Source organism: Brachybacterium kimchii (assembly GCF_023373525.1).
In the GTDB taxonomy this organism is placed as follows: Bacteria; Actinomycetota; Actinomycetes; order Actinomycetales; family Dermabacteraceae; genus Brachybacterium; species Brachybacterium kimchii.
Genome location: NZ_CP097218.1, coordinates 3,467,821 through 3,487,640, shown reverse-complemented (window position 1 = coordinate 3,487,640; position 19,820 = coordinate 3,467,821). Strand labels below are relative to the sequence as shown.

Below are 19,820 nucleotides of genomic sequence, written 5' to 3'. Positions count from 1 at the left end.
GAACACGGGTCTACGCGTGCTCGGGGTGCTCTCGGGCTTCGCCGCACCCTGATCTTCGGTGCCGTGCGCACGCCCTGAGCACCCGAACGGTTGTCTCGTCCGCGACGGTTCCGTACGGTCGAGGAGCGGGCCCGGTCCACCGCGCAGGGTCCGCACGACGGGGAACAGGGCGCGGCGACCGAGGGGGAGCACGATGCCGGCGACGCCGACGACACCGACACCCGAAGACTTCCGGACAGCGCGCACGGCGCAGGATCCCGCGGACGCATCGGCCGAGCGGAGCACGCCTCGGCCCATCCCGCTGGCGCTCACGCTGCTCCAGGCCGTGATGCTCTGCGGCGCTCTCGCGGTGATGATGGTGCTCACCACCGTGACCACGAGCTGGTGGCCGTGGCTGGTCTATGCAGTCCTCATGTACGGAGGACTCTTCCTCGGAGGGCTCGTCCGACGCCGTCATCTCGGAGGGCGCGTGACCCGCAGCGGCACGATCGTCGCGGTGAGTGCGATCACGGCGGTCCCGCTGGTGGTGCTCGCGTTCCTCGCGGAGAGCCTCGGATTCACCGCATGGGGGATCCTCGCCATGCTCGTCGTCTTCCTCGGCTTCACCGCGCTGCTGCGCCTCGACGACGTCGCGTCGCTGCAGCGCGCCCGGGAGGGGCACTTCGTCCAGCCCACTGCGACGGGCCCGCAGGACGTCGACGGCCCCGCACCCGCCTCCCCGCGCTGAGCGGTTCGCCGCGCCGAGCGGGCACGTCCGCTGCGGATCGGATCGGCCCGACGGCCCCATCGACCCTGATCAGAGCAGCGCGCGGATCTCGTCGGCCGTGGGATTGCGCAGCACCTCGTCGCCGATGATCACCGTGGGCGTGAGCTCGTCGCCGCCGTTCAGCTCGCGCACGCGTGCGTTCGCCTGCTCGTCCTGCCACACGTTCACCCAGGTCACGCGCGGGTCGCGACCCAGACTCAGCAGCAGACGCTCGCAGTAGACGCAGCCGGGCTTCCACAGCACCAGGGCGCGGCCCGGTGCGATCCGCGCCGACGCCTCGGCCCACGCGGTGTGCCGTCCGCGCCTGCCCGACCACCAGCCGATCGAGAGCACCACGAGGCAGCCGAACACGCCGACGAGCGTGCCCGCCGTAAGACTCTCGACCCCGATCACGATCGCGAGGACGAGCACGGCGAGGAACCCCAGGAGGATGCTCAGCCGCGTGCGCTGGTCCAAGGCGCTCTCCCCTCTCGTCGTCGTACCTGCGGCGGCAGCGGCAATCGCAGCGGCCTCATGGCCGCAGCTCCTGCCAGCCCTCCGGAAACGTCACGAGTCCCGCGTCGTCCGGAGGGACGAAGGCGCCCCAGTCGGCGCCGACCAGACCCTCACGGCGCTCGAAGATGCCCCGCACCGTCGCTCCCACCTCGGTGATGCGCTCGGCGATCTCGCGGGTCGCGGTGCCGTTGTCCACGAACCATGCCAGCTCGTCCTCGTCCTTCATCGCGACGCGCCAGTCGTCGGTCGCGGGATCGCCCTCGGCGACCACGTCGAGCGCCCAGTCCTGCATGTCGTAGCCGAGCGGGGTGCGCCGCCAGGGCGCCTCCAGGTTCCCGTACCAGCGGGGCGTCCAGTCCGTGCCGTCGTGCCAGCGCCAGATCGACCAGGGCTCGCCCGGTCGGTGCGCGCGCACCACCGTGCTGCCGCGCCACGCGGACAGCTCGTAGGAGCCGTCCCAGTCCCCCGGCGCGACGAGCCGGCCGTTCGGGCCCGAGCGGGGGCCGCCGCGCCCCGCCATCTCCGAGCCGGGGACGGTCATCATCACGATGAGGTCCTCGGAGTCGTGCAGGACCGTGCCGGCGACGGCGAAGCCCACGGCCGGGCCCGTCTCGGGGAAGTCGCGGACGCTGCGCTGGACCACGTCCGTCCCGGCGGCGTGCGGCGGCACGGGCGGGTCGTAGGGCGCGGTGGGGAGGACGCCGAAGGGACCGGTGGTCGGTGTCGCCATGGCCCCACCGTACGCAGGGGTCCGACGGCCGGTCCCGTCGGCCGCATAGAGTCGGATCGGACCCCCAGCAGGAAGAAGGAACCGCGTGAGCGCACCCACGATCGCCGACGTGCGCGAGGCCGCGCGCCTCCTGGACGGCGTCGCCCATCGCACGCCCGTGCTCACCTCCCGCACGCTCGACGCTCTGACCGGCTGCGAGATGCTGCTGAAGGCGGAGAACCTGCAGCGCGTCGGTGCGTTCAAGTTCCGCGGCGCCTTCACGGCGCTGAGCGCCCTCGCCCCCGTGACTCCCGTGGTCGCGTTCTCCTCCGGCAACCATGCGCAGGCGGTCGCGCTCGCGGCGCGCGAGCAGGGGCGCCGCGCCACCATCGTCATGCCGGAGGACTCCCCGGCCGCGAAGCTCGCCGCGACCCGCGGCTACGGCGCCGAGGTGGTCCTCTACGACCGCTACCGCGAGGACCGCACCGCGATCGCGCGCAGCATCGCCCGAGATCAGGGCGCGGAGGTCATCCCGCCCTTCGACCATCCGTCGATCATCGCCGGCCAGGGCACCGCGGCTCTCGAGCTCCTCGAGGACGCGGGCGAGCTGGACCTGCTGTTCGTGCCCTGCGGAGGCGGGGGCCTGCTCTCGGGCAGCCTGCTGGCCGCGTCCGACCTCTCCCCCGCCTGCCGCGTGTTCGGCGTGGAGCCGGAGGCCGGGGACGACGTGCGCCGCTCCCTCGAGGCGGGCGAGCCGGTGTCCATCGACGTGCCGCGGACCGTCGCCGACGGCGCGCAGACCACGCGCGTCGGCGACACGACCTTCGCGATCATCCGCGAGCGCGCGAGCGGCATCCTCACCGCGAGCGACGCCGAGCTCGTCGCCCAGATGCGGTTCCTCGCGGCGCGGATGAAGACCGTGGTGGAGCCGACGGGCTGCCTGGGACTCGCCGCCGCCGTCGCGCAGGCACAGGATCTGGCCGGTGACCTCGGCAGACGGCCCCGCGTGGGCGTGATCCTCTCGGGCGGGAACGTGGACCTCGCCCGGTTCGCCGAGCTCGTGGGCGACGGCGAGGGCGTGGGCGTGGGCAAGAACTTGGGCGACGACGAACACGCAGGCAGCGGCGACCCGGCAGGAGGTGCGGCATGAGCGCAGGGAGGAAGGACGCGAGCCCGCGGAAGCCCGCGGCGAGCACGGCGACGCCGCGGAGCGAGGCACCCGGCCGGTCGCTCTGGCCCGGACAGGTGCTCTCCTCGCTGCTGATGGCGGGCGGCGTGCTCATGCCCTATGCACCGTGGCTGATCTCGAACGGGCTGGCGCGGCTGCTGGTGATGTTCGCGCTGCTCGCGGCGGGCGTGCTGCTGTACGGGATCGCGATCCGACGCTCCGACCTGCCGCGCACCGGCACGGCTCCCACGCCCGTCGCCTCGCGGATGATCTTCCTGGGCGTCATCGGCCTGACGCTGCTGTCCTCGCTCGTCATCGAGAGCATCCACGCGCCCCTGTGGATCCCCCTGCTGGTCGTCGTGGCGGCGCTGCTGTTCCTGGCCTTCCACCTCGACGCGCGGTCGCGGACGCAGCGATAGGGGCGGGTGCAGAGGAGGCGCTTCCAGGGGCTGGGCACTGATGTCTGGCGCTGAGTGCTGAGCGCCGAGCACGCCTCACCGCTTCCGCAGCACCGACTCCACCGCCGCGGTCGCGGCCTCCAGGGTCTGCGCGTCCGCACTGCGGGGGAAGCTGAAGCGCACGGCCGTCTGCGCCACCTCGAGCGGGACGCCCAGGGCCGTGAGCACGTGCGAGGGCTCGTCGCTGCCGGCCGCGCACGCCGAGCCGCTCGAGGCGATGACCCCGTGCTCCTCGAGGTCCAGCAGCACGGACTCGCCGCTGGTCCCGGGGAAGCAGAAGGAGGCGTGGCCGGGCAGTCGCCGGTCCGGCCGCTCCGTGGCCGACGGATGATCCGCCCTCGCGGCCTCCGCCGTCGGCCCTGTGAGCAGCGCTCCCTCGTAGGCGGCGAGGACGCGCGCGATGAAGGCGTCGCGGAGCGGTGCGAGCCGGGCCGCCGTGTCCTCGCGTTCGGACTCCGCGAGCTCGAGCGCGGTCGCGAGCGCGACCGCGAAGGCGACGTTCTCGGTGCCCGAGCGTCGGCCGGCCTCCTGCCCGCCGCCGTGGACGAGCGGTTCGAGGGGCAGGCGGCCGCGGATGATCGCGGCGCCGATCCCCTTGGGCGCGCCGAGCTTGTGCCCCGAGATCGTCAGCGCGTCCGCGCCGAGCCCGCGCAGGTCGAGCCAGCCGGCCGCCTGGACGGCGTCGGTGTGCAGGAGGGCCCCGGCCCGGTGCGCCTCCTCCGCGAGCGCGGGCACGTCGGAGATCGCTCCCACCTCGTTGTTCGCGTATGCGAGGGACACCAGGGTCGTGTCCTCCCTCAGCACCTCGCGCAAGGCCTCCGGCGCGATCGTCCCGTCGGCCGACGGGCTCACGAAGGAGACCTCGAAGCTGTGCACACGCCGCAGGTGGTCGATGCTGCCGAGGACTGCCTCGTGCTCGATGGGCGAGGTGACCAGGTGCTTCCCGCGCGGGTTCGCGAGCGCCAGCCCCTTGATCGCGAGGTTCGCGGCCTCGCTGCCGCCGCTGGTGAAGGTGACGTCGCTGCGGCGAGCCCCCAGCACGGCCGCGACCCGGGAGCGGGCGTCGGCGAGACCCGCGGCGGCGGCCTCCCCCGCGCTGTGGTGGCTCGAGGGGTTGCCGAACACGCCGGTCAGGTAGGGCCACGCGGCCTCGAGGGCCTCGCGCCGCACCGCGTCGGTCGCGGCGGCGTCGAGATACAGCATCACCGGGCAGCGCTCACCGTCGCGTCGAGCCCCAGGTCGAGGCTGCGCACCGAATGGGTGAGGGCGCCGGAGGAGATCACGTCGACGCCCGTGCGGGCGATGTCGCCGACGGTCTCGAGGGTGACGTTGCCGCTGGCCTCGACGATCGCGCGGCCGCCGACGATCTCCACGCCGCGCTCGAGGTCGGCGAGCGAGAAGTTGTCGAGCATGATGACGTCGACGCCCCCGGCGAGGACGGGCTCGATCTGGTCGATGCGGTCCACCTCGACCTCGAGCCGCGTCATGTGCCCGAGGCGCTCGCGGGCGGTGCGGATCGCCTCGGTGAGGTCGAGGCCCTGGCTGCGCAGCACCGCGAGGTGGTTGTCCTTGGCCATCACGCCGTCGGACAGGGAGAAGCGGTGGTTCACGCCGCCGCCGCAGCGCACCGCGTGGCGCTCGAGGGCGCGCAGTCCGGGTGTGGTCTTGCGGGTGTCGGTGATGCGCGCGCCCGTCCCCTCGACCGCGTCGACGAAGGCGCGGGTGAGGGTCGCGATGCCGGACATGCGCTGGGCGAAGTTCAGGGCGATTCGCTCCGCCTGGAGCACGGCGCGCGCGGGCCCCTCGATCTCGGCGAGCACCTGGCCGGCGGTGAAGGAGTCGCCGTCGGCGGCGCGCGCGGTGACCTGGATCGAGGGGTCGGTGAGCCGGAAGGCCGCGCCGGCGACGTCGATGCCTGCGAGCACTCCGGCCTCGCGGGCGGTGAGCTGCGCCGCGGCGTGGGCGTCCGCGGGGAGGAAGGCCTCGCCGGTGGCGTCGCCCCAGGGCGCGTCCTCGGCGAGCGCCGCGGCGACGACGCGGTCGATGTGGGCGGTGGTCAGCATGCGTGGGCCTCCTGGAGGGTGCGGGCGGCGGGGGCGGTATGGGGTTCGAGCACGGGCGCGGGCGACGCCTCCGGCGCGGACGGATCGTCGAGCCGGTGGTGGGCACCGGCGGAGGCCGTGCGGGCGCGGGCCGCCGCGACCGTGAGGCGGGCGAGATGCAGGAGGTTGCGATCCTCGACCGCGGCCACGGTGCTGGGCGCCGGGGCGGACCAGCCGTCCAGGACCCGGGCGGCGTGCGCGAGCTGGTCGCCCGTGCGCAGCAGCCCCACGTGCTCCCACATGAGCTCCTGCAGGTCGCGGCGTGTCCATGCGGGCCCCGCTGCAGGCACCGCGGCGAGCGCCGCGAAGGCTGCGGCAGGTGCTGCGTCGGCCTCAGCGTCCGAACCCGCGGTCGTCCAAGCGGCCTCGACAGCCGCGATCTCTCCGGCGCGCGCACCGAACACGGCACCTTCGAGCAGGGAGTTCGAGGCCAGGCGGTTCGCGCCGTGCACGCCGGTGCAGGCGCACTCCCCCGCGGCGAACAGGCTCGGGAGGCTCGTGCGCCCGTCGAGGTCGGTGCGGATCCCGCCCATCGCGTAGTGCGCGGCCGGGGTCACCGGGATCGGTTGGGTTGCCCAGTCGAGCCCCGCCGCGCGCACGGCGGCGTCGATCGTCGGGAAGCGTCGGGCGAGCTCGGCGCGGCCGATGTCCGTCGCGTCCAGCAGGACGGGGCGCCCGTGCTGGGCGGCCATGACGCGGGCGATGGCCCGGGCGACGACGTCGCGGGGCGCGAGCTCGGCGCGCGGGTCGATGTCGGGCATGAAACGCCGGCCCTCCGCATCGCGCAGGACGGCGCCCTCTCCGCGCACGGCCTCGGAGACGAGGAAGGCGCTCCCGGTGAGTGCCGTGGGGTGGAACTGCACGAACTCGAGGTCGGCGACGCGCGCGCCTGCGCGCCAGGCGGCGGCGACGCCGTCACCCGTGGCGACCTCGGGGTTCGTGGTGTGGGAGAAGAGCTGCCCGGCGCCGCCGGTCGCGAGGACCACCGCGCCTGCGCGGACCTCGAGCGGGGTCCCGTCGGCCCTGAGGAACGCGGCGCCGACGGCTCGGGACGCGTGCCCGCGCTCGTTCCCGTGCCCGCGCCCGCCAGGGTTCGCGGACTGATACTCCTCGTCCCGCGCAGCGGGACAAAACGTTCCCGCGGGAACGCCCGGAGTCTCAGAAACCCGTGCGGCGCCGGGACCGGACCGGGCACTGCTCGGCCCGGCGACCAGCAGATCGACGAGCGCCGTCCGCTCGAGCACCTCGATCGGTGCACGTCGAACTGCCCTGACCAGGGCATCCTCGATCGCCCGACCGGTCGCGTCCCCTCCGGCGTGCAGGATGCGGGGCCGCGAGTGCGCGCCCTCCAGGCCCATCGCGTACGGGAGCCCGTGCTTCTCGGCGTCCCCCTCGACTCGGTCGAAGGCGACGCCGAGGTCGATGAGCTCTCGGATCCGCGCCGGTCCCTCCTCGCAGAGCACGCGCACGGCGTCCTCGAGGCACAGGCCCGCCCCCGCGATGAGCGTGTCGGCGGCGTGCTGGGCGGGCGAGTCCTCCGGATGCAGGGCTCCGGCGATCCCTCCCTGGGCCTTCGCGGTCGCCGAGGCGTCGATCGCCCCCTTGGTCACGAGCAGCACGCGGGAGGTGCGGGCGGCGCGCAGGGCGGCCGTCAGCCCTGCGATGCCGGAGCCGACGACGAGCACGTCGGCCCGCAGGGCGCGGGTCATGCGCGCGCGGCGTCGGCCGACGTGCCGGTCGCTGCTCGGGTCGCGCCGGTCCGGTCCGTTCCCGGCTTCGCCGCGAGCATGCGCTCGAGGGCGAGGCGGGCGGGATCGGCGACGTCGGGGCCGACGGTGATGCGGTTGATGACCTCGCCCTCGAGCAGGGACTCGAGCGCCCAGGCGAGGTAGCCCGGGTGGATGCGGTACATCGTCGAGCACGGGCACACCACGGGGTCCAGGCAGAAGATCGTGTGCTGCGGATGCTGCGCGGCCAGGCGCTGGACGAGGTTGATCTCGGTGCCGATCGCGAAGGTCGTGGGCTCCTCGGCCGCCTCGATGGCCTTGCGGATGTAGTCCGTGGAGCCGGCCTCGTCGGCCGCGTCGACGACGGGCATGGGGCACTCGGGGTGGACGATCACGCGCACACCGGGGTGCTCGGCGCGGGCCTTGTCGATCTGGGCTGTGGTGAAGCGCTTGTGGACCGAGCAGAAGCCGTGCCAGAGCACGACCCGGGCGTCGCGCAGGGTCTGCGCGTCGTTGCCGCCGAGCGGGCTGCGGGGGTTCCACATCGGCATCTGCTCGAGCGGGATCCCCATCGCCTTGGCGGTGTTGCGGCCCAGGTGCTGGTCGGGGAAGAACAGCACGCGTCGGCCGCGGGCGAAGGCCCACTCGAGCACGGTCGCCGCGTTCGAGGAGGTGCACACGATCCCGCCGTGGCGGCCCACGAAGCCCTTGATCGCCGCGGAGGAGTTCATGTAGGTCACGGGGATGACCGGGGCGAGGACGTCGTCCGCGTCGGCCGCGCCCGCTCCGTCGGCGGCGCCGGGCCCGTCCGTCCCGCCGAGCTCGTCGGCGTAGACCTCAATGAGCTGCTCCCAGCACTCCTCGACCTGGTCGATGTCGGCCATGTCGGCCATCGAGCAGCCGGCGGCGAGGTTCGGCAGGATGACCGCCTGCTCGGGGCCGGAGAGGAGGTCTGCGGTCTCGGCCATGAAGTGCACGCCGCAGAAGATGATCGCCTCCGCCTCGCGGCGGGCCTTCGCGGCGTTCGCGAGCTGGAAGGAGTCGCCCACGTAGTCGGCGTACTGCACGACCTCGTCGCGCTGGTAGAAGTGGCCGAGGACCACGACCCTGTCCCCCAGCTCGGCCTTCGCGGCGCGGATGCGCCGGTCGAGCTCTTCGCGGCTCGCCTGCCGGTAGCGCTCGGGGATGCCGCCCTGGCGGGGCACGGCGCCCGGGATCGGGTCGGCCTGGGAGGCGCCGGGGCCGTAGGTCGAGGGACCGGCGTCCACGTCCCACGGCGCGTCCAGCAGCGCGGTCGAGCAGGTGCTGCCGCGGGCGGCGCCCGTCGAGATGTCGCGGATGGTGAGGTCGACCGAGGCGGTGGTGGTCATCGGGTTCTCCAGGGTGTGCGGTGGGGCGATGGGTGCCGGTCAGAGGCCGGTGAGGGGTCCGTTGTCGGCGAGGTGGATGGACTCGTCGTGGCGGAAGAGCTGCGCGGGGCGATGACGGCCGCCGGCGCGGTACTCGCCCGTGGCGACGAGACGTCCGCTCGCCTCCATCTGACGACGGAAGTTCGCGGGGTCCAGGCGCCGGCGCAGCACGGCCTCGTGGACGGCGCGCAGCTCGGCGAGGGTGAAGGTCTCCCCCAGGAAGGCCGCGGCGATGCGGGAGTACTCGACCTTGTTGCGCAGTCGCCACAGCGCGTACTCGACGATGAGCGAATGGTCGAAGGCGAGCTCGGGCAGCTCGTCCGCGACGAACCAGCGCACGTTGACCGACTCGAGGCTCGCGTCGGCCTCCTCGGAGCGCACCAGCGCCCAGTAGACGACGGAGACGGTGCGGTCCGCGGCCGAGGGCGCGCGGTCCAGGCTCCCGAAGGCGTAGAGCTGCTCGAGATAGCGCGGGGTGAGCCTCGTGGTCTCCCGCAGGGTCCGGCCCGCCGATGCCGCGAGCCCCTCACTGGCACCGAGTGGACCACCGGGAAGTGCCCATTTCCCCTGGTGGGGGTCGCGGATGCGGCGCACGAGCGGGACCCAGAGCACCGGCAGGCGGGTGCTGGGATGGGGACGCAGCGCGAAGATCACCGTCGAGACGGCGAGGGAGACGGGATCGGCCACAGCGGTCACCTCCAGTTAAAGTCACGGGGACCTTTACGGTTGCGGAGACCTTATGGTCGCGATGACCCGAACACAGGTGCTGTGACGCGGAGCTGTGACCGTCGTCACCGAGCGGGTGACTCTAAGTCGGGGCCCGTCCACGGCAATCCCCTTGCCGCTCGCGCGTCCCCGGCGTTCGATGGGGCCATGACGAGCTATGTCTCCCATACGTCCATCGACTGCGCGAACGCGTTCGCGCTCTCGGAGTTCTGGAAGAGGGTGCTCGGGTACGTCGACGATCCCGAGGACCCGAACTTCCCGGGCCACGAGGAGTGCGCGATCCACGATCCCGAGACCGGCCACACCCTGCTGTTCCTCGAGGTGCCCGAGGCGAAATCCATCAAGAACCGCCTGCACCTGGACCTGCGTCCGCGTCACGACCCGCAGGACCAGGAGCTGGCGCACCTGCTCGAACTGGGCGCGACGCAGGTGGCCGATCTGCGCGGCATCCACGGTCCCGGCAGCGGCTGGGTGGTCCTGGCCGATCCCGAGGGGAACGAGTTCTGCATCCTGCACTCGGACGAGGAGATCGACGCGACGCGGTGACCGGGAGCCGCGATCTCAGGTCCGCCGATGGTGAGGCGCGTGCTTAGACCCCCTCATTCCGCCTGGGAGAACGGTTCCCGCTCCGAGAGCAGATGCCTTGTCGTGGATGTCGGCCGTTCCCCGTTCAGCTGCGCCTCGCCCCCAGAGGGCGACCCCTCGCTCCACCCCTGATACGGGACAGCCGCGTCCCGCGTCTTCCGCGGGCCCTCGAGCACGCTGCGTCCCAGGCCGAACGCGCCTTCATCAGGCGCCGTCGCTCACCTCGGTGCAGTCGCCCGCGAACGCGACCGAGACGGACAGCTCGGTGATCCCCTTCGAGCGGAATTCGAACGTGACCCCGTCTGCACTGCTCGACGTGGTCGCCCATCCGCCTGTTCCACCGTCGACGACGGGGGCCTTCGGCAGCCCGTGCGCCACGAGCGCGGAGTTCAGCGCGTCGGCGATCCGCTGGTCGTCCGCGGAGTCCTTCGCCAGGTAGTCGTCGCAGATCCTGGACGGCACGCGCCAGACGCAGTTTCCATCCGCACTCTTCGGCGCCGGGTTCGAAGGATCTTCCCTCCAGGTGAGGGCGTCGAACTCGTCGTCGAGCGCCTGCTGCGCATCGTCAAGGAGTCTGGTGGCCTCGTCGACCGCATCTCGCGGGGACCTCGAGCTCACAGACATGGGGCTTTCCTCCTGACCGCCGGCATCCGACGTCGTCGCCTCACCACGGCACCCGGACATGACCACTGACGCGGCCCCTCCACCGAAGAGCAGCACCGCCTTCCGCCGACCCAAGCCCTGGTTCGCAGACGCAGGCATGCTCTCCTCCTCATTGGCCGTCCTGACGGCCCGTCGGGAACAGTGTCGACTGAACGTCAACAGCCCGCAAGCACGGGCCATGGGGAGAAGCTCCGAACACGTGCACGTGGTCGAAGAGGTCACTGACGACGGCCACATGATCATGCAGAACCCTTGGGGCCCGGCGGGTGGGCGCCAAGAAGATGACCCCGTCCACAAGCCCGGCGAACTCCGCCTCACCGACGATGAATACCAGGAGAGATTCGCGAACGTGACGATCGGCGAAGGCGCTGATCTCGGGCACTGAGCTGGGATCGGAGCGGGATCACAGGCGCGCTCTCATCTCTGCCGACGGGGCTTCCAGGTCTCCCACCAGTGCCGGCGGTAGGCGCGCTCTTCGCGGTGCGCGGCGGCTTCCATGTACGCGGAGTACGCCGCGTCGTAGAGGGCGGCAGGCAGGGTGAGGTCGGCGCGCGCCACGCCCCTCGCGCGCAGCTGCGCACCCAGGATCCCCGGGATCTGGCGCATGCCGAGGCCGCGACCGGGGACCGCTCGGCGGATCCGTGCGCCCTCGGCGGTGAGCAGCATCCCCCAGTCCTCGTCGACCGTGGCGAGGCCGGTGCCCACGAGGACGGCGGTTGCGCTCTCGATCCGCTCGCGGGAGGGGAGGTCGGTCTGCAGCATGTCCCACCCCGAGAGCAGGGACTGGGTGACGCGCCTCGGGCGCTTCTCGTCCAGCAGCGCCATCAGGGTGGCGGCGTCGTCGACATCGAAGTCCATGGCGGCAGTATCCCGCGGTCCGACGGGCCCGCGCCCGCCCCCGTGCGTCCGCCCACGCCCCCGCGCGTCGACCCGCGGGCCGGCCCGCCCCTCGCGCGGGCCGGTCATCACGTCACACGAAGGCGCTGACCCCGGTCACCTTGCGGCCCACGATGAGGGACTGCATGGTGTCGGTGCCCTCGTAGGTGTGGAGGGCCTCGATGTCGCTGCGGTGGCGCACCACGCGGTTCTCGAGCAGGATCCCGGAGCCGCCCAGCAGGTCGCGGGCGTTCGAGGCGATCTCTCGCGCAGCGCGGGTGTTGTGCACCTTGGCGAGCGACGCCTGCTCGGGGCTGATCGCCCCCGCGGTCTCGAGCTCGGCGAGGCGCGTGCAGTACAGCTGCATGGAGGTGAGGGTCTGCAGCATGTCCGCGAGGCGCACCTGCACGTTCTGCGCCTTGGCGAGGGGCCGGCCGAACTGGATGCGGGTGCGCGCGTGCTCGAGGGCGGCCTCGTAGCAGGCGGTGGCGTGCCCGAGGGCGCCCCAGGCGACGCCCGCGCGGGTCGCGAAGAGGACCTTCGAGGTGTCCTTGAAGGAGCGCGCGCCGGGCAGGCGCGCATCCAGCCCCACGCGCACGTCGTCCAGGCGGATGTGCGCCTGGTGGATCGCGCGCAGGGCGACCTTGCCGGTGATGACCTCGGCCTCGTAGCCGGGAAGGTCCTGGGCGACCAGGAATCCGGAGACCTGGCCGTGCAGCGTCTCGTCGCTCGGGTCGTCGACGCGCGCCCAGACCACGGAGACGTGGCCGTTCACGCCGTTGCCGATCCAGCGCTTCTGGCCGCTGAGGACCCACTGGTCGCCGTCGCGCCGGGCGGTGGTCTCGAGCGAGACGGAGTCGGAGCCGTGGTCGGGCTCGGTGAGGGCGAAGGCGCCGAACTCGCGGCCGGTGACCAGGGGCTCGACCCAGCGCTCCTTCTGCGCGTCGGAGCCCAGCAGCACGATCGAGCGCAGGGCGAGACCGCCCTGGACGCCCACCATGGTGCCGAGCGACCCGTCGATGCGGGAGAGCTCCATGTTCACCAGCCCCGCAGCGAGCGGGCTGAGCGCGCGGTGCCCGGGGACGTCGAGGCCGTCGGTGAGCAGGTCGAGGTCGCCGAGCTTCGCGATCAGCTCGGTCGGGTACTCGGCGCGGTCCCATGCCTCGCTCAGCAGCTCGAGGTCCTCCGCGAGGCGGCGGGCGTCGGCCCATGCCTGCAGGTCCTCTCCGGCGACGTCCTGGAAGAGGGCGAAGTGGTCGGCCTCGATCGGCAGCAGCTCGGCCGGGGTCGCGGCGGTGGGGTCGGGGGCCGAGACGACGGGGCCGGGGCCGATGCCGGTCGCCGCGTCGCCGGCGCGCTCGGAGCGGGCGGCGCCCGCGTCGGTGCTCGGGGCCGGAGGGGTCTGGGGCTGGCCGGGGTGGTCGGTGGTGGTCATCAGGACATCCTCTCGAGGATCAGGGCCATGCCCTGGCCGCCGCCGACGCACAGCGTGGCCAGGCCCAGCGCGCCGTCGCGCTCCTGCAGGCCGTGGATGAGGGTGGTGGTCATGCGGGCGCCGGTCTGGCCCCAGGGGTGGCCGAGCGCGATCGCGCCGCCGTGGACGTTGAGCTTGTCGTGGTCGATGCCGAGGTCGTCGGCCGAGGGGATGACCTGGGCGGCGAAGGCCTCGTTGAGCTCGACGAGGTCGATGTCGTCGATGCTCATGCCGGCGAGGTCGAGCGCGCGGCGGGTGGCCTCGACGGGGCCGAGGCCCATGATCTCCGGGCTGAGACCGGAGACGCCGGTGGAGACGACCCGCGCGAGCGGGGTGAGGCCGAGCTCGCGGGCGCGCTCGTCGGACATGACGACGAGCGCCGCGGCGCCGTCGTTCAGCGGGCAGCAGTTGCCCGCCGTGATCGTCCCGTCGGGCCGGAACACGGGGTCGAGCTGGGAGACGGACTCGTAGGTGACGCCCGCGCGCGGGGAGTCGTCGGCGGAGACGACGGTGCCGTCGGGCAGGGTGACCGGCGTGATGTCGCGGTCGAAGAAGCCCGAGGCGACGGCCGCCTCGGCGCGGTTCTGCGAGCGCACCGCGTACTCGTCCTGCGCCTCGCGGGTGATGCCGCGCAGCTCGGCGACGTTCTCCGCGGTCTGGCCCATGAGGATGTACGGGTCGGGCAGGTCGCCGTCCTCCCGCGGGTCGTGCCACGGGGCGGGGATCTCGCGGCTCGCGCGCTTGTCGGTGCGCTCCCAGGCGTCGCGGAACAGCGGGTCGCGGTCGTCCTCCTCCATGAGCTTGCCGCTGCTCATGGAGATCGACTCGACGCCGGCGGAGATCACGGTGTGCGCCTCGCCCGCGCGGATCGCGTGGAAGGCAGTGCGCGTGGTCTGGATGCTCGAGGCGCAGAAGCGGGTGACGGTGGCGCCCGGCACGGTGTCCAGTCCCAGGCGGATGGCGACGGTGCGGGCGAGGTTGCCGCCCTGGTACCCCTCGGGGATCGCGCAGCCCAGCTGCAGATCGTCGATGGTGGCGGGGTCCAGGCCGGGGGCCTGCTCGAGTGCCGCCCCGATCATCTGCCCGGCGAGGTCGTCGGGGCGGATCGAGACGAGAGAGCCCTTGCGGGCGCGGCCGATGGGCGAGCGGGCAGCGGCGACGATGACGGCCTCGGGCACGGTGTCTCCTTCGACGGGTGTGGGGGCGCCGGCCCCGGGCCCGACGGAGGTGCCGCGCGCAGGCGCACCGCCGAACGGATACCGATACCGGCCGTTCCTGATACTAACGGTTTCAGGTACCCGTGCCAATCAGCGCGAGACGAGGCGGGGCGGGCGGAGCGGGGCGTCGCGCGGACCGGTCATCCGGTCGACGAACTCGGCCCCGCGCCGACGGACCCCCTCCGTCGCGCGGGGCCGATCGTCCGCTCCCCACCGGGCATCAGCCCGATCCCCCGTGGGGGCATCTCGAACACTAGGTCCGACCACCGACATCCGACCATGGGGAGAAGTCCCCATCGACGCTGGTCATGCTCGAGACCTGCCGGGCGGGGCTCGCAGGCTCCGCGGGGGTGCCAGGCGCGGCATCGGCGCCATCAGCGGCCGAGCGTCACCGTGTCGCGGGTCAGTGCGCGGCAGCGCTCGGAGAGGGTGATGCCGAGCCCGGGCCGCTCGGGCACGAGCATGCGCCCGTCCTTCGTCTCCAGTCGCTGCTCGAAGAGGGGATCCAGCCAGTCGAAGTGCTCCACCCACGGTTCGCGCGGGTACGCGGCCGCGAGGTGCAGATGGATCTCCATCGCGAAGTGGGGAGCCAGCTGGAGACCGGCGTGATCGGCGAGGGCCGCCAGGCGCAGGAACTGCGTGATCCCGCCGACGCGCGGCGCGTCGGGCTGGATGATGTCGCATGCCCGCGCGTCGATCAGCCGCACGTGCTCGGCGACGGAGGCGAGCATCTCCCCCGTCGCGATGGGGGTGTCCAGGGTGTCGGCGAGGTGCTTGTGCCCCTCGACGTCGTAGGCGTCGAGCGGCTCCTCGATCCAGACCAGGTCGAACGGCTCGAGCCACCGCCCCATCCGCAGCGCCGTGGTGCGGTCCCACTGCTGGTTCGCGTCGACCATCAGCGGCGTGTCCGGACCGATCGTCTCGCGCACGGCGCTGACGCGCGCCCGGTCGACGGCCGCATCGGGGTGCCCGACCTTGATCTTGATGCCGCCGATCCCGGCGTCGAGCGAGCGCGCGGCGTTCTCCCGCACCTCCTCGAGCGGGGCGTTGAGGAACCCGCCCGAGGTGTTGTAGGTGCGCACGGAGCCCCGGTGCGCACCGAGCAGTCCGGCGAGCGGGAGCGAGGCCCGCTTCGCCTTCATGTCCCACAGCGCGATGTCGAGCGCGGCGAGCGCCTGGGTGGCCAGGCCCGAGCGCCCCACGGATGCGCCCGCCCACAGCAGCCTCTCGTACAGACGAGGGATCGCGGAGGGGTCCTCCCCGATCAGCAGGTCGGCGACCTCCTTCGCGTGGGCGTACTGGGCAGGGCCACCGGCACGCTTGGAGTACGAGAAGCCGATGCCCTCGAGGCCCTGCTCGCTGCGGATCTCGGCGAACAGCAGCACCACTTCGGTCATGGGGCGCTGCCTGCCGGCGAGCACCTTCGCGTCGCTGATCGCCGTGGGCAGCGGCAGGACCACGCTCGAGAGCGTCACCGAGCGGATGCGGTCGCCCGCACCCGACGCGGTGGGCCGACCCGTCGCCGCGGGATCTCCCGTCGCCGCAGGGCCCGTCCCCGTGGTCGTCTCGGATGTCATCGTGTCTCCTCCTGGGTCGCGGCGGCACCGGCCGCCGATGTCTCGTCGCGCACGAGGCACGGCCGCTTCGGGTCGAAGGACCAGCCCGGGACGAGGTACTGCATCCCTGCCGCATCGTCCCTGCCGCCGCTCCCGGCGATGCGTTCCCGGTACAGGGCGTGCGCCGCCTCCAGCCGCTCGCGGTCGATCTCCACCCCCAGTCCGGGCACCGCCGGGTCGACGCGGATCTCCCCGGCGTCGATCTGGGGTGGCGCGGCGGTGAGCTGCTCGACCCCTTCCTGCCAGATCCAGTGCGTGTCCAGCGCGTTGTACTCCCCGGGGGCGGCCGCGCCGCAGTGAGCGACCATCGCGAGGGACACGTCGAAGTGGTTGTTCGAGTGGCATCCCCAGGTGAGCCCCATGTCGTGGCACAGCTGCGCGACGCGCACGGACCCCTCCATCGTCCAGAAGTGCGGGTCCGCGAGCGGGATCGAGACCGATTGCAGGGCGATCGCATGCGTCATCTCGCGCCAGTTCGTGGCGACCATGTTGGTCGCGGTGGGGAGCCCGGTGGCGCGCCGGAACTCCGCGAGGACCTCGCGGGAGGAATAGCCGTCCTCGGCGCCGCACGGGTCCTCGGCGTAGGCGAGGAGCCCCTGCGCGTCCCGGCAGAGGTCGATCGCCTCGGCCAGGGACCACGCGCCGTTGGGGTCGAGGGTGATCCGGGCATCCGGGAAGCGCTGCTTCAGCGCCCTCACGGCCTCCATCTCCTCGGCTCCCGAGAGCACGCCGCCCTTCAGCTTGAAGTCCTGGAAGCCGTACCGCTCGTAGGCCGCCTCGCCGAGCCTGACGATCGCCTCCGGGGTCAGCGCCTCCTCGTGGCGCAGCCGGTGCCACGGGTCGTCGGCCTCCGGCTCGCGCAGGTAGTCGAGGTCCGTGCGGTCGGGGTCGCCCACGTAGAAGAGGTAGCCGAGGGTCCTCACGGACTCCCGCTGCTGGCCCGCTCCGAGCAGGGCGGCCACGGGCAGTCCCGTCCACTTCCCCATCAGGTCGAGCATCGCGGCCTCGATCGCCGTGACGGCGTGCACCGTGGTGCGCTGGTCGAAGGTCTGAGAGCCGCGACCACCGGCGTCGCGTTCCGCGAACTCCTCGCCGATCCTGCGCAGCACGTTCCGGCGGTCGGCCAGGTTCGCGCCCTCGACCAGACGCCGGGCGTCCTCGAGAGTGCGAGTGATCGCCGAGCCGCCGGGGACCTCGCCCACGCCGGTCTCCCCGCGCGAGTCCGTGAGCAGCACGATGTTCCTCGTGAACAGCGGGCCGTGGGCGCCGGAGAGGTTCAGCTCCATGCAGTCGCGCCCGGCCACCGGGAACACCTCCATCCGGGCGATGGTGGGTGCGGAGGCGGACCCCGCTGCGGGCGCGGCCGTTCCGTCCTCCCGGGCGCGGCCGCTTCGCGAGGGGCTCTGCACGGCGCTCATGCGGAGATCCGTCGGTCGGCGAGCTTCTCGAAGTACGTCGCCAGCGCGGAGTGGTCGTCCTGCGCGTGCCCGTCCACGGAGATCGCGGTCATCATCTCCCGCACGGCGGCCGTGAGCGGCAGGGCCGCTCCGCTGTCGTGACCCGTGCTCAGGGCATTCTCGAGGTCCTTGATGTGCAGGTCGATGCGGAATCCGGGGGCGTACTCCCCCGCGAGCATCTTCGGAGCCTTCTGCTCCATGACCTTGGACCCGGCGAGGCCGCCGCGGATCGCATCGATCACCGAGGCGGGATCGACGCCGGCGCTGCGGGCGAGCACCGCGGCCTCGCCCAGGACCGCGATGTTCACCGCCACGATCGCCTGGTTCGCGAGCTTCGCGATGTTGCCGGCGCCGATCGGGCCGACATGGGTCACGGAGGCGCCCATGATCTCGAGGATCTCGCGAGCGCGCTCCACGTCGGCCTCCGCGCCTCCCACCATGAACGCGAGCGTCCCGTCGATCGCCCCGGGCTCCCCTCCCGAGACCGGGGCGTCGAGCATCGCGACGTCGTGCTCGGCGAGCTGCGCGTGCAGTCGGCGGCTCACATCCGGGGCGATCGAGCTCATGTCCACCAGCAGCGTCCCCGCGGACGCCCCCTCGGCGACGCCGTCCTCGCCGAGCACGACGGCCTCCACGTCGGGACCGTCGGGGAGCATCGTGAGCACGATGCCCGCGCGCTCGGCGACCTCGCGGGGGCTCGCGGCGGTCGCCGCTCCGGCGGCCGCCAGGTCCTCCATGGCCGCGTCCGAGCGGTTGTGGACGACGAGCTCATGGCCCGCCGCCAGCAGGTTCTTGGCCATGGGGCGTCCCATGATCCCCAGTCCGATGAATCCGATCGTCATCTCAGGCGGTTCCTTCCTCTGCGGCCGGGATCCCTCCCGGCTCCTGTCTTGTGCGTTCGTGCGTTCGTGCGTTCGCGTCAGGTCGTGCGTTCGGTCAGCTGCAGCGCTCGGTCAGGTGCTGCGTTCGATCGTGTCGTGCGGTCGTGGCAGCCGACGGAGATGCTCAGGCGGGGACTACGAGGCTCAGCAGCATCACGCCGCCGAGCCCGAGGAGCGCGAGCACCGTGGTGTAGCTGGTGCGGGTCTTGATGGCATCGGTGAGATCGAGGTTGAAGTACTCCTTGAAGAGCCAGAATCCGGGATCGTTGACGTGGCTGAAGGCGATGGACCCGCAGGCCGTCGCGAGGACGGCGAGCTCCGGGGAGACGCCGCCGGCAGCGACCAGCGGTGCAGCGATGCCGGCTGCGGTGGCGACCGCCACCGTCGCCGATCCCAGTGCGATGCGCAGGATCACCGCGATGAGCCAGGCCAGCACCAGGGGGTTCACCGACCAGCTCCCGGTGACGTCGGCGATGTAGTCGCCCACGCCGGCGGCGGTGAGCACCTCCTTGAAGGAGCCGCCTGCGCCGACCACGAGGATGATCATCGCCATCGCCTTGGCGCCGCCTCCCATGGAGCTGGCGACCTCGACGAGGCTGTGCCCCAGCCGCGGCCCCAGCGCCCACGTGGCGATCACCAGCGAGACCAGCAGGGCGACCGTGGGCTCGCCGATGAAGCGGATCGCCGATCCCACGGCGCTCTCGCCCGGCGACGCGAGGTCGTACACCGCTCCTCCCGCGATCAGCACCACGGGGATCATCGCGACGACCACCGACAGCGCGAGCGACGGCATCTCCTCCTCGGCGAACTCCTTGTCCGAGACCAGACCCTCCGGGATCGAGGGATCCAGACGGCGCACGAAGGGCAGGCGCGGCCAGATCATCGCGATCAGGGCGCCCGCGGGCAGCGCGATCACGAGTCCCAGCAGCAGCGTGGTCCCGATCGAGGCGCCGTAGAGCCCGGCGACGGCCGTCGGCCCCGGGTGCGGCGGCAGGAAGCTGTGCATCGTGGACAGCGTGATCGACATCGGCAGTGCGATCCACAGCAGCCGCTTGCCGGTGGTGCGCACCAGGGTGAAGGCGACGGGCACGATGATGATGAAGGCGACCTCGTAGAACATCGTCCCGCCGATGATCACGGAGGTGGCGATCATCGCCCACTGGACCCCGCGCTCCCCGAAGGCGCGCGTGAGGGAGAGGGCGATGCGCTGGGCGGCGCCGGCGTCGCCCAGGACACGGCCGATCATGGCGCCGAGGCCAATGACGATGAGCGTCGAGCTGAGCTGGCCGCCCAACCCGTCCTCGATCAGCGCCGGGATCGCCTCGACGCCGGCGCTCTTGCCGTCGTGGACGAGGTTTCCGGTCGCTGCCGCCCACAGCCCCACGAGGGCGGAGACGAGCAGGAGGGCGACGAAGCCGTTGAGCTTCAGGCGCGTCATCAGCAGGATCAGGAGCACGACCGCCAGGGCGACGATGACCAGGGGCATGGGAT

At 72.6% G+C, this 19,820-nt stretch carries 20 protein-coding genes; 5 read left to right on the top strand and 15 right to left on the bottom strand.

Features of this window, described 5'->3' with window-relative positions; all coding sequences use genetic code 11:
• The first annotated feature begins 193 nt into the window (after nt 1-193).
• The gene (locus M4486_RS15850; RefSeq protein WP_249478246.1) at nt 194-727 is read left to right on the top strand and encodes a hypothetical protein; all 534 of its coding nucleotides are present in this window, start codon (nt 194-196) and stop codon (nt 725-727) included.
• Between the two features lie 69 nt (nt 728-796).
• Here the strand turns inward: M4486_RS15850 and M4486_RS15845 are convergent, their stop codons facing one another.
• Nucleotides 797-1,222, bottom strand: a complete 426-nt coding sequence (locus M4486_RS15845) for a glutaredoxin family protein (protein ID WP_249478245.1) — start codon at nt 1,220-1,222, stop codon at nt 797-799.
• Between the two features lie 55 nt (nt 1,223-1,277).
• Nucleotides 1,278-1,991 carry a ribonuclease FAU-1 family protein gene (locus M4486_RS15840; protein ID WP_249478244.1) on the bottom strand — a complete coding sequence of 238 codons (714 nt, stop codon included), beginning with the start codon at nt 1,989-1,991 and terminating at the stop codon, nt 1,278-1,280.
• An 85-nt stretch (nt 1,992-2,076) separates the two neighbouring features.
• On the opposite strand from M4486_RS15840, the gene M4486_RS15835 reads away from it, so the two are divergent.
• Nucleotides 2,077-3,120: a threo-3-hydroxy-L-aspartate ammonia-lyase gene (locus M4486_RS15835; protein ID WP_249478243.1), complete on the top strand. Its 1,044-nt coding sequence runs from the start codon at nt 2,077-2,079 to the stop codon at nt 3,118-3,120.
• The gene (locus M4486_RS15830) at nt 3,117-3,557 is read left to right on the top strand and encodes a hypothetical protein (RefSeq protein ID WP_249478242.1); all 441 of its coding nucleotides are present in this window, start codon (nt 3,117-3,119) and stop codon (nt 3,555-3,557) included. Before M4486_RS15835 ends, M4486_RS15830 begins: the two co-directional genes overlap by 4 nt.
• 75 nt (nt 3,558-3,632) lie before the next feature.
• Here M4486_RS15830 and M4486_RS15825 read toward each other — a convergent pair whose 3' ends face one another.
• From M4486_RS15825 to M4486_RS15805, 5 genes are read right to left on the bottom strand one after another with little or no spacing between them, the layout of a single operon-like run.
• Complete coding sequence (locus M4486_RS15825) at nt 3,633-4,799, bottom strand: cysteine desulfurase family protein (protein WP_249478241.1); 1,167 nt, start codon at nt 4,797-4,799, stop codon at nt 3,633-3,635.
• Nucleotides 4,799-5,659, bottom strand: coding sequence for a carboxylating nicotinate-nucleotide diphosphorylase (nadC, locus tag M4486_RS15820; RefSeq protein ID WP_249478240.1), 861 nt, complete (start codon nt 5,657-5,659; stop codon nt 4,799-4,801). The genes M4486_RS15825 and nadC overlap by 1 nt, the downstream gene beginning before the upstream one ends.
• Nucleotides 5,653-7,407 (bottom strand): L-aspartate oxidase, encoded by a 1,755-nt coding sequence (locus M4486_RS15815; protein ID WP_249478239.1) that lies wholly within the window; start codon nt 7,405-7,407, stop codon nt 5,653-5,655. Before M4486_RS15815 ends, nadC begins: the two co-directional genes overlap by 7 nt.
• Nucleotides 7,404-8,795 carry a quinolinate synthase NadA gene (nadA, locus tag M4486_RS15810; RefSeq protein ID WP_249478238.1) on the bottom strand — a complete coding sequence of 464 codons (1,392 nt, stop codon included), beginning with the start codon at nt 8,793-8,795 and terminating at the stop codon, nt 7,404-7,406. The genes M4486_RS15815 and nadA overlap by 4 nt, the downstream gene beginning before the upstream one ends.
• A 39-nt stretch (nt 8,796-8,834) precedes the next feature.
• Nucleotides 8,835-9,530: an NUDIX hydrolase gene (locus tag M4486_RS15805; protein ID WP_429798306.1), complete on the bottom strand. Its 696-nt coding sequence runs from the start codon at nt 9,528-9,530 to the stop codon at nt 8,835-8,837.
• A gap of 177 nt (nt 9,531-9,707) precedes the next feature.
• On the opposite strand from M4486_RS15805, the gene M4486_RS15800 reads away from it, so the two are divergent.
• Nucleotides 9,708-10,106 (top strand): VOC family protein, encoded by a 399-nt coding sequence (locus M4486_RS15800; protein WP_249478236.1) that lies wholly within the window; start codon nt 9,708-9,710, stop codon nt 10,104-10,106.
• Nucleotides 10,107-10,349: 243 nt separating this feature from the next.
• Here M4486_RS15800 and M4486_RS15795 read toward each other — a convergent pair whose 3' ends face one another.
• Entirely contained in the window at nt 10,350-10,769 is a 420-nt protein-coding gene (locus M4486_RS15795; protein ID WP_249478235.1) for a hypothetical protein, read from the bottom strand.
• A 58-nt stretch (nt 10,770-10,827) separates the two neighbouring features.
• Between M4486_RS15795 and M4486_RS15790 the strand changes: the two genes are divergently transcribed.
• A complete protein-coding gene (locus M4486_RS15790) occupies nt 10,828-11,193 on the top strand; it encodes a hypothetical protein (RefSeq protein WP_249478234.1) in 366 nt (121 codons plus the stop codon).
• Between the two features lie 32 nt (nt 11,194-11,225).
• Here the strand turns inward: M4486_RS15790 and M4486_RS15785 are convergent, their stop codons facing one another.
• The 7 genes from M4486_RS15785 to M4486_RS15755 form a co-directional block, all read right to left on the bottom strand.
• Nucleotides 11,226-11,666 carry a hypothetical protein gene (locus M4486_RS15785; protein ID WP_249478233.1) on the bottom strand — a complete coding sequence of 147 codons (441 nt, stop codon included), beginning with the start codon at nt 11,664-11,666 and terminating at the stop codon, nt 11,226-11,228.
• Nucleotides 11,667-11,778: 112 nt separating this feature from the next.
• Entirely contained in the window at nt 11,779-13,119 is a 1,341-nt protein-coding gene (locus tag M4486_RS15780; RefSeq protein WP_249478232.1) for an acyl-CoA dehydrogenase family protein, read from the bottom strand.
• Entirely contained in the window at nt 13,119-14,336 is a 1,218-nt protein-coding gene (locus M4486_RS15775; RefSeq protein ID WP_249478231.1) for an acetyl-CoA C-acetyltransferase, read from the bottom strand. Before M4486_RS15775 ends, M4486_RS15780 begins: the two co-directional genes overlap by 1 nt.
• 413 nt (nt 14,337-14,749) lie before the next feature.
• Nucleotides 14,750-15,952, bottom strand: a complete 1,203-nt coding sequence (locus tag M4486_RS15770) for an L-talarate/galactarate dehydratase (protein ID WP_249478230.1) — start codon at nt 15,950-15,952, stop codon at nt 14,750-14,752.
• Nucleotides 15,949-17,310 (bottom strand): glucarate dehydratase family protein, encoded by a 1,362-nt coding sequence (locus M4486_RS15765; protein ID WP_249481163.1) that lies wholly within the window; start codon nt 17,308-17,310, stop codon nt 15,949-15,951. Before M4486_RS15765 ends, M4486_RS15770 begins: the two co-directional genes overlap by 4 nt.
• 95 nt (nt 17,311-17,405) lie before the next feature.
• Nucleotides 17,406-18,371, bottom strand: coding sequence for a 2-hydroxy-3-oxopropionate reductase (gene garR / locus M4486_RS15760; RefSeq protein ID WP_249481162.1), 966 nt, complete (start codon nt 18,369-18,371; stop codon nt 17,406-17,408).
• 82 nt (nt 18,372-18,453) lie between these two features.
• A complete protein-coding gene (locus tag M4486_RS15755; protein WP_249478229.1) occupies nt 18,454-19,815 on the bottom strand; it encodes a GntT/GntP/DsdX family permease in 1,362 nt (453 codons plus the stop codon).
• Nucleotides 19,816-19,820 lie beyond the last annotated feature (5 nt).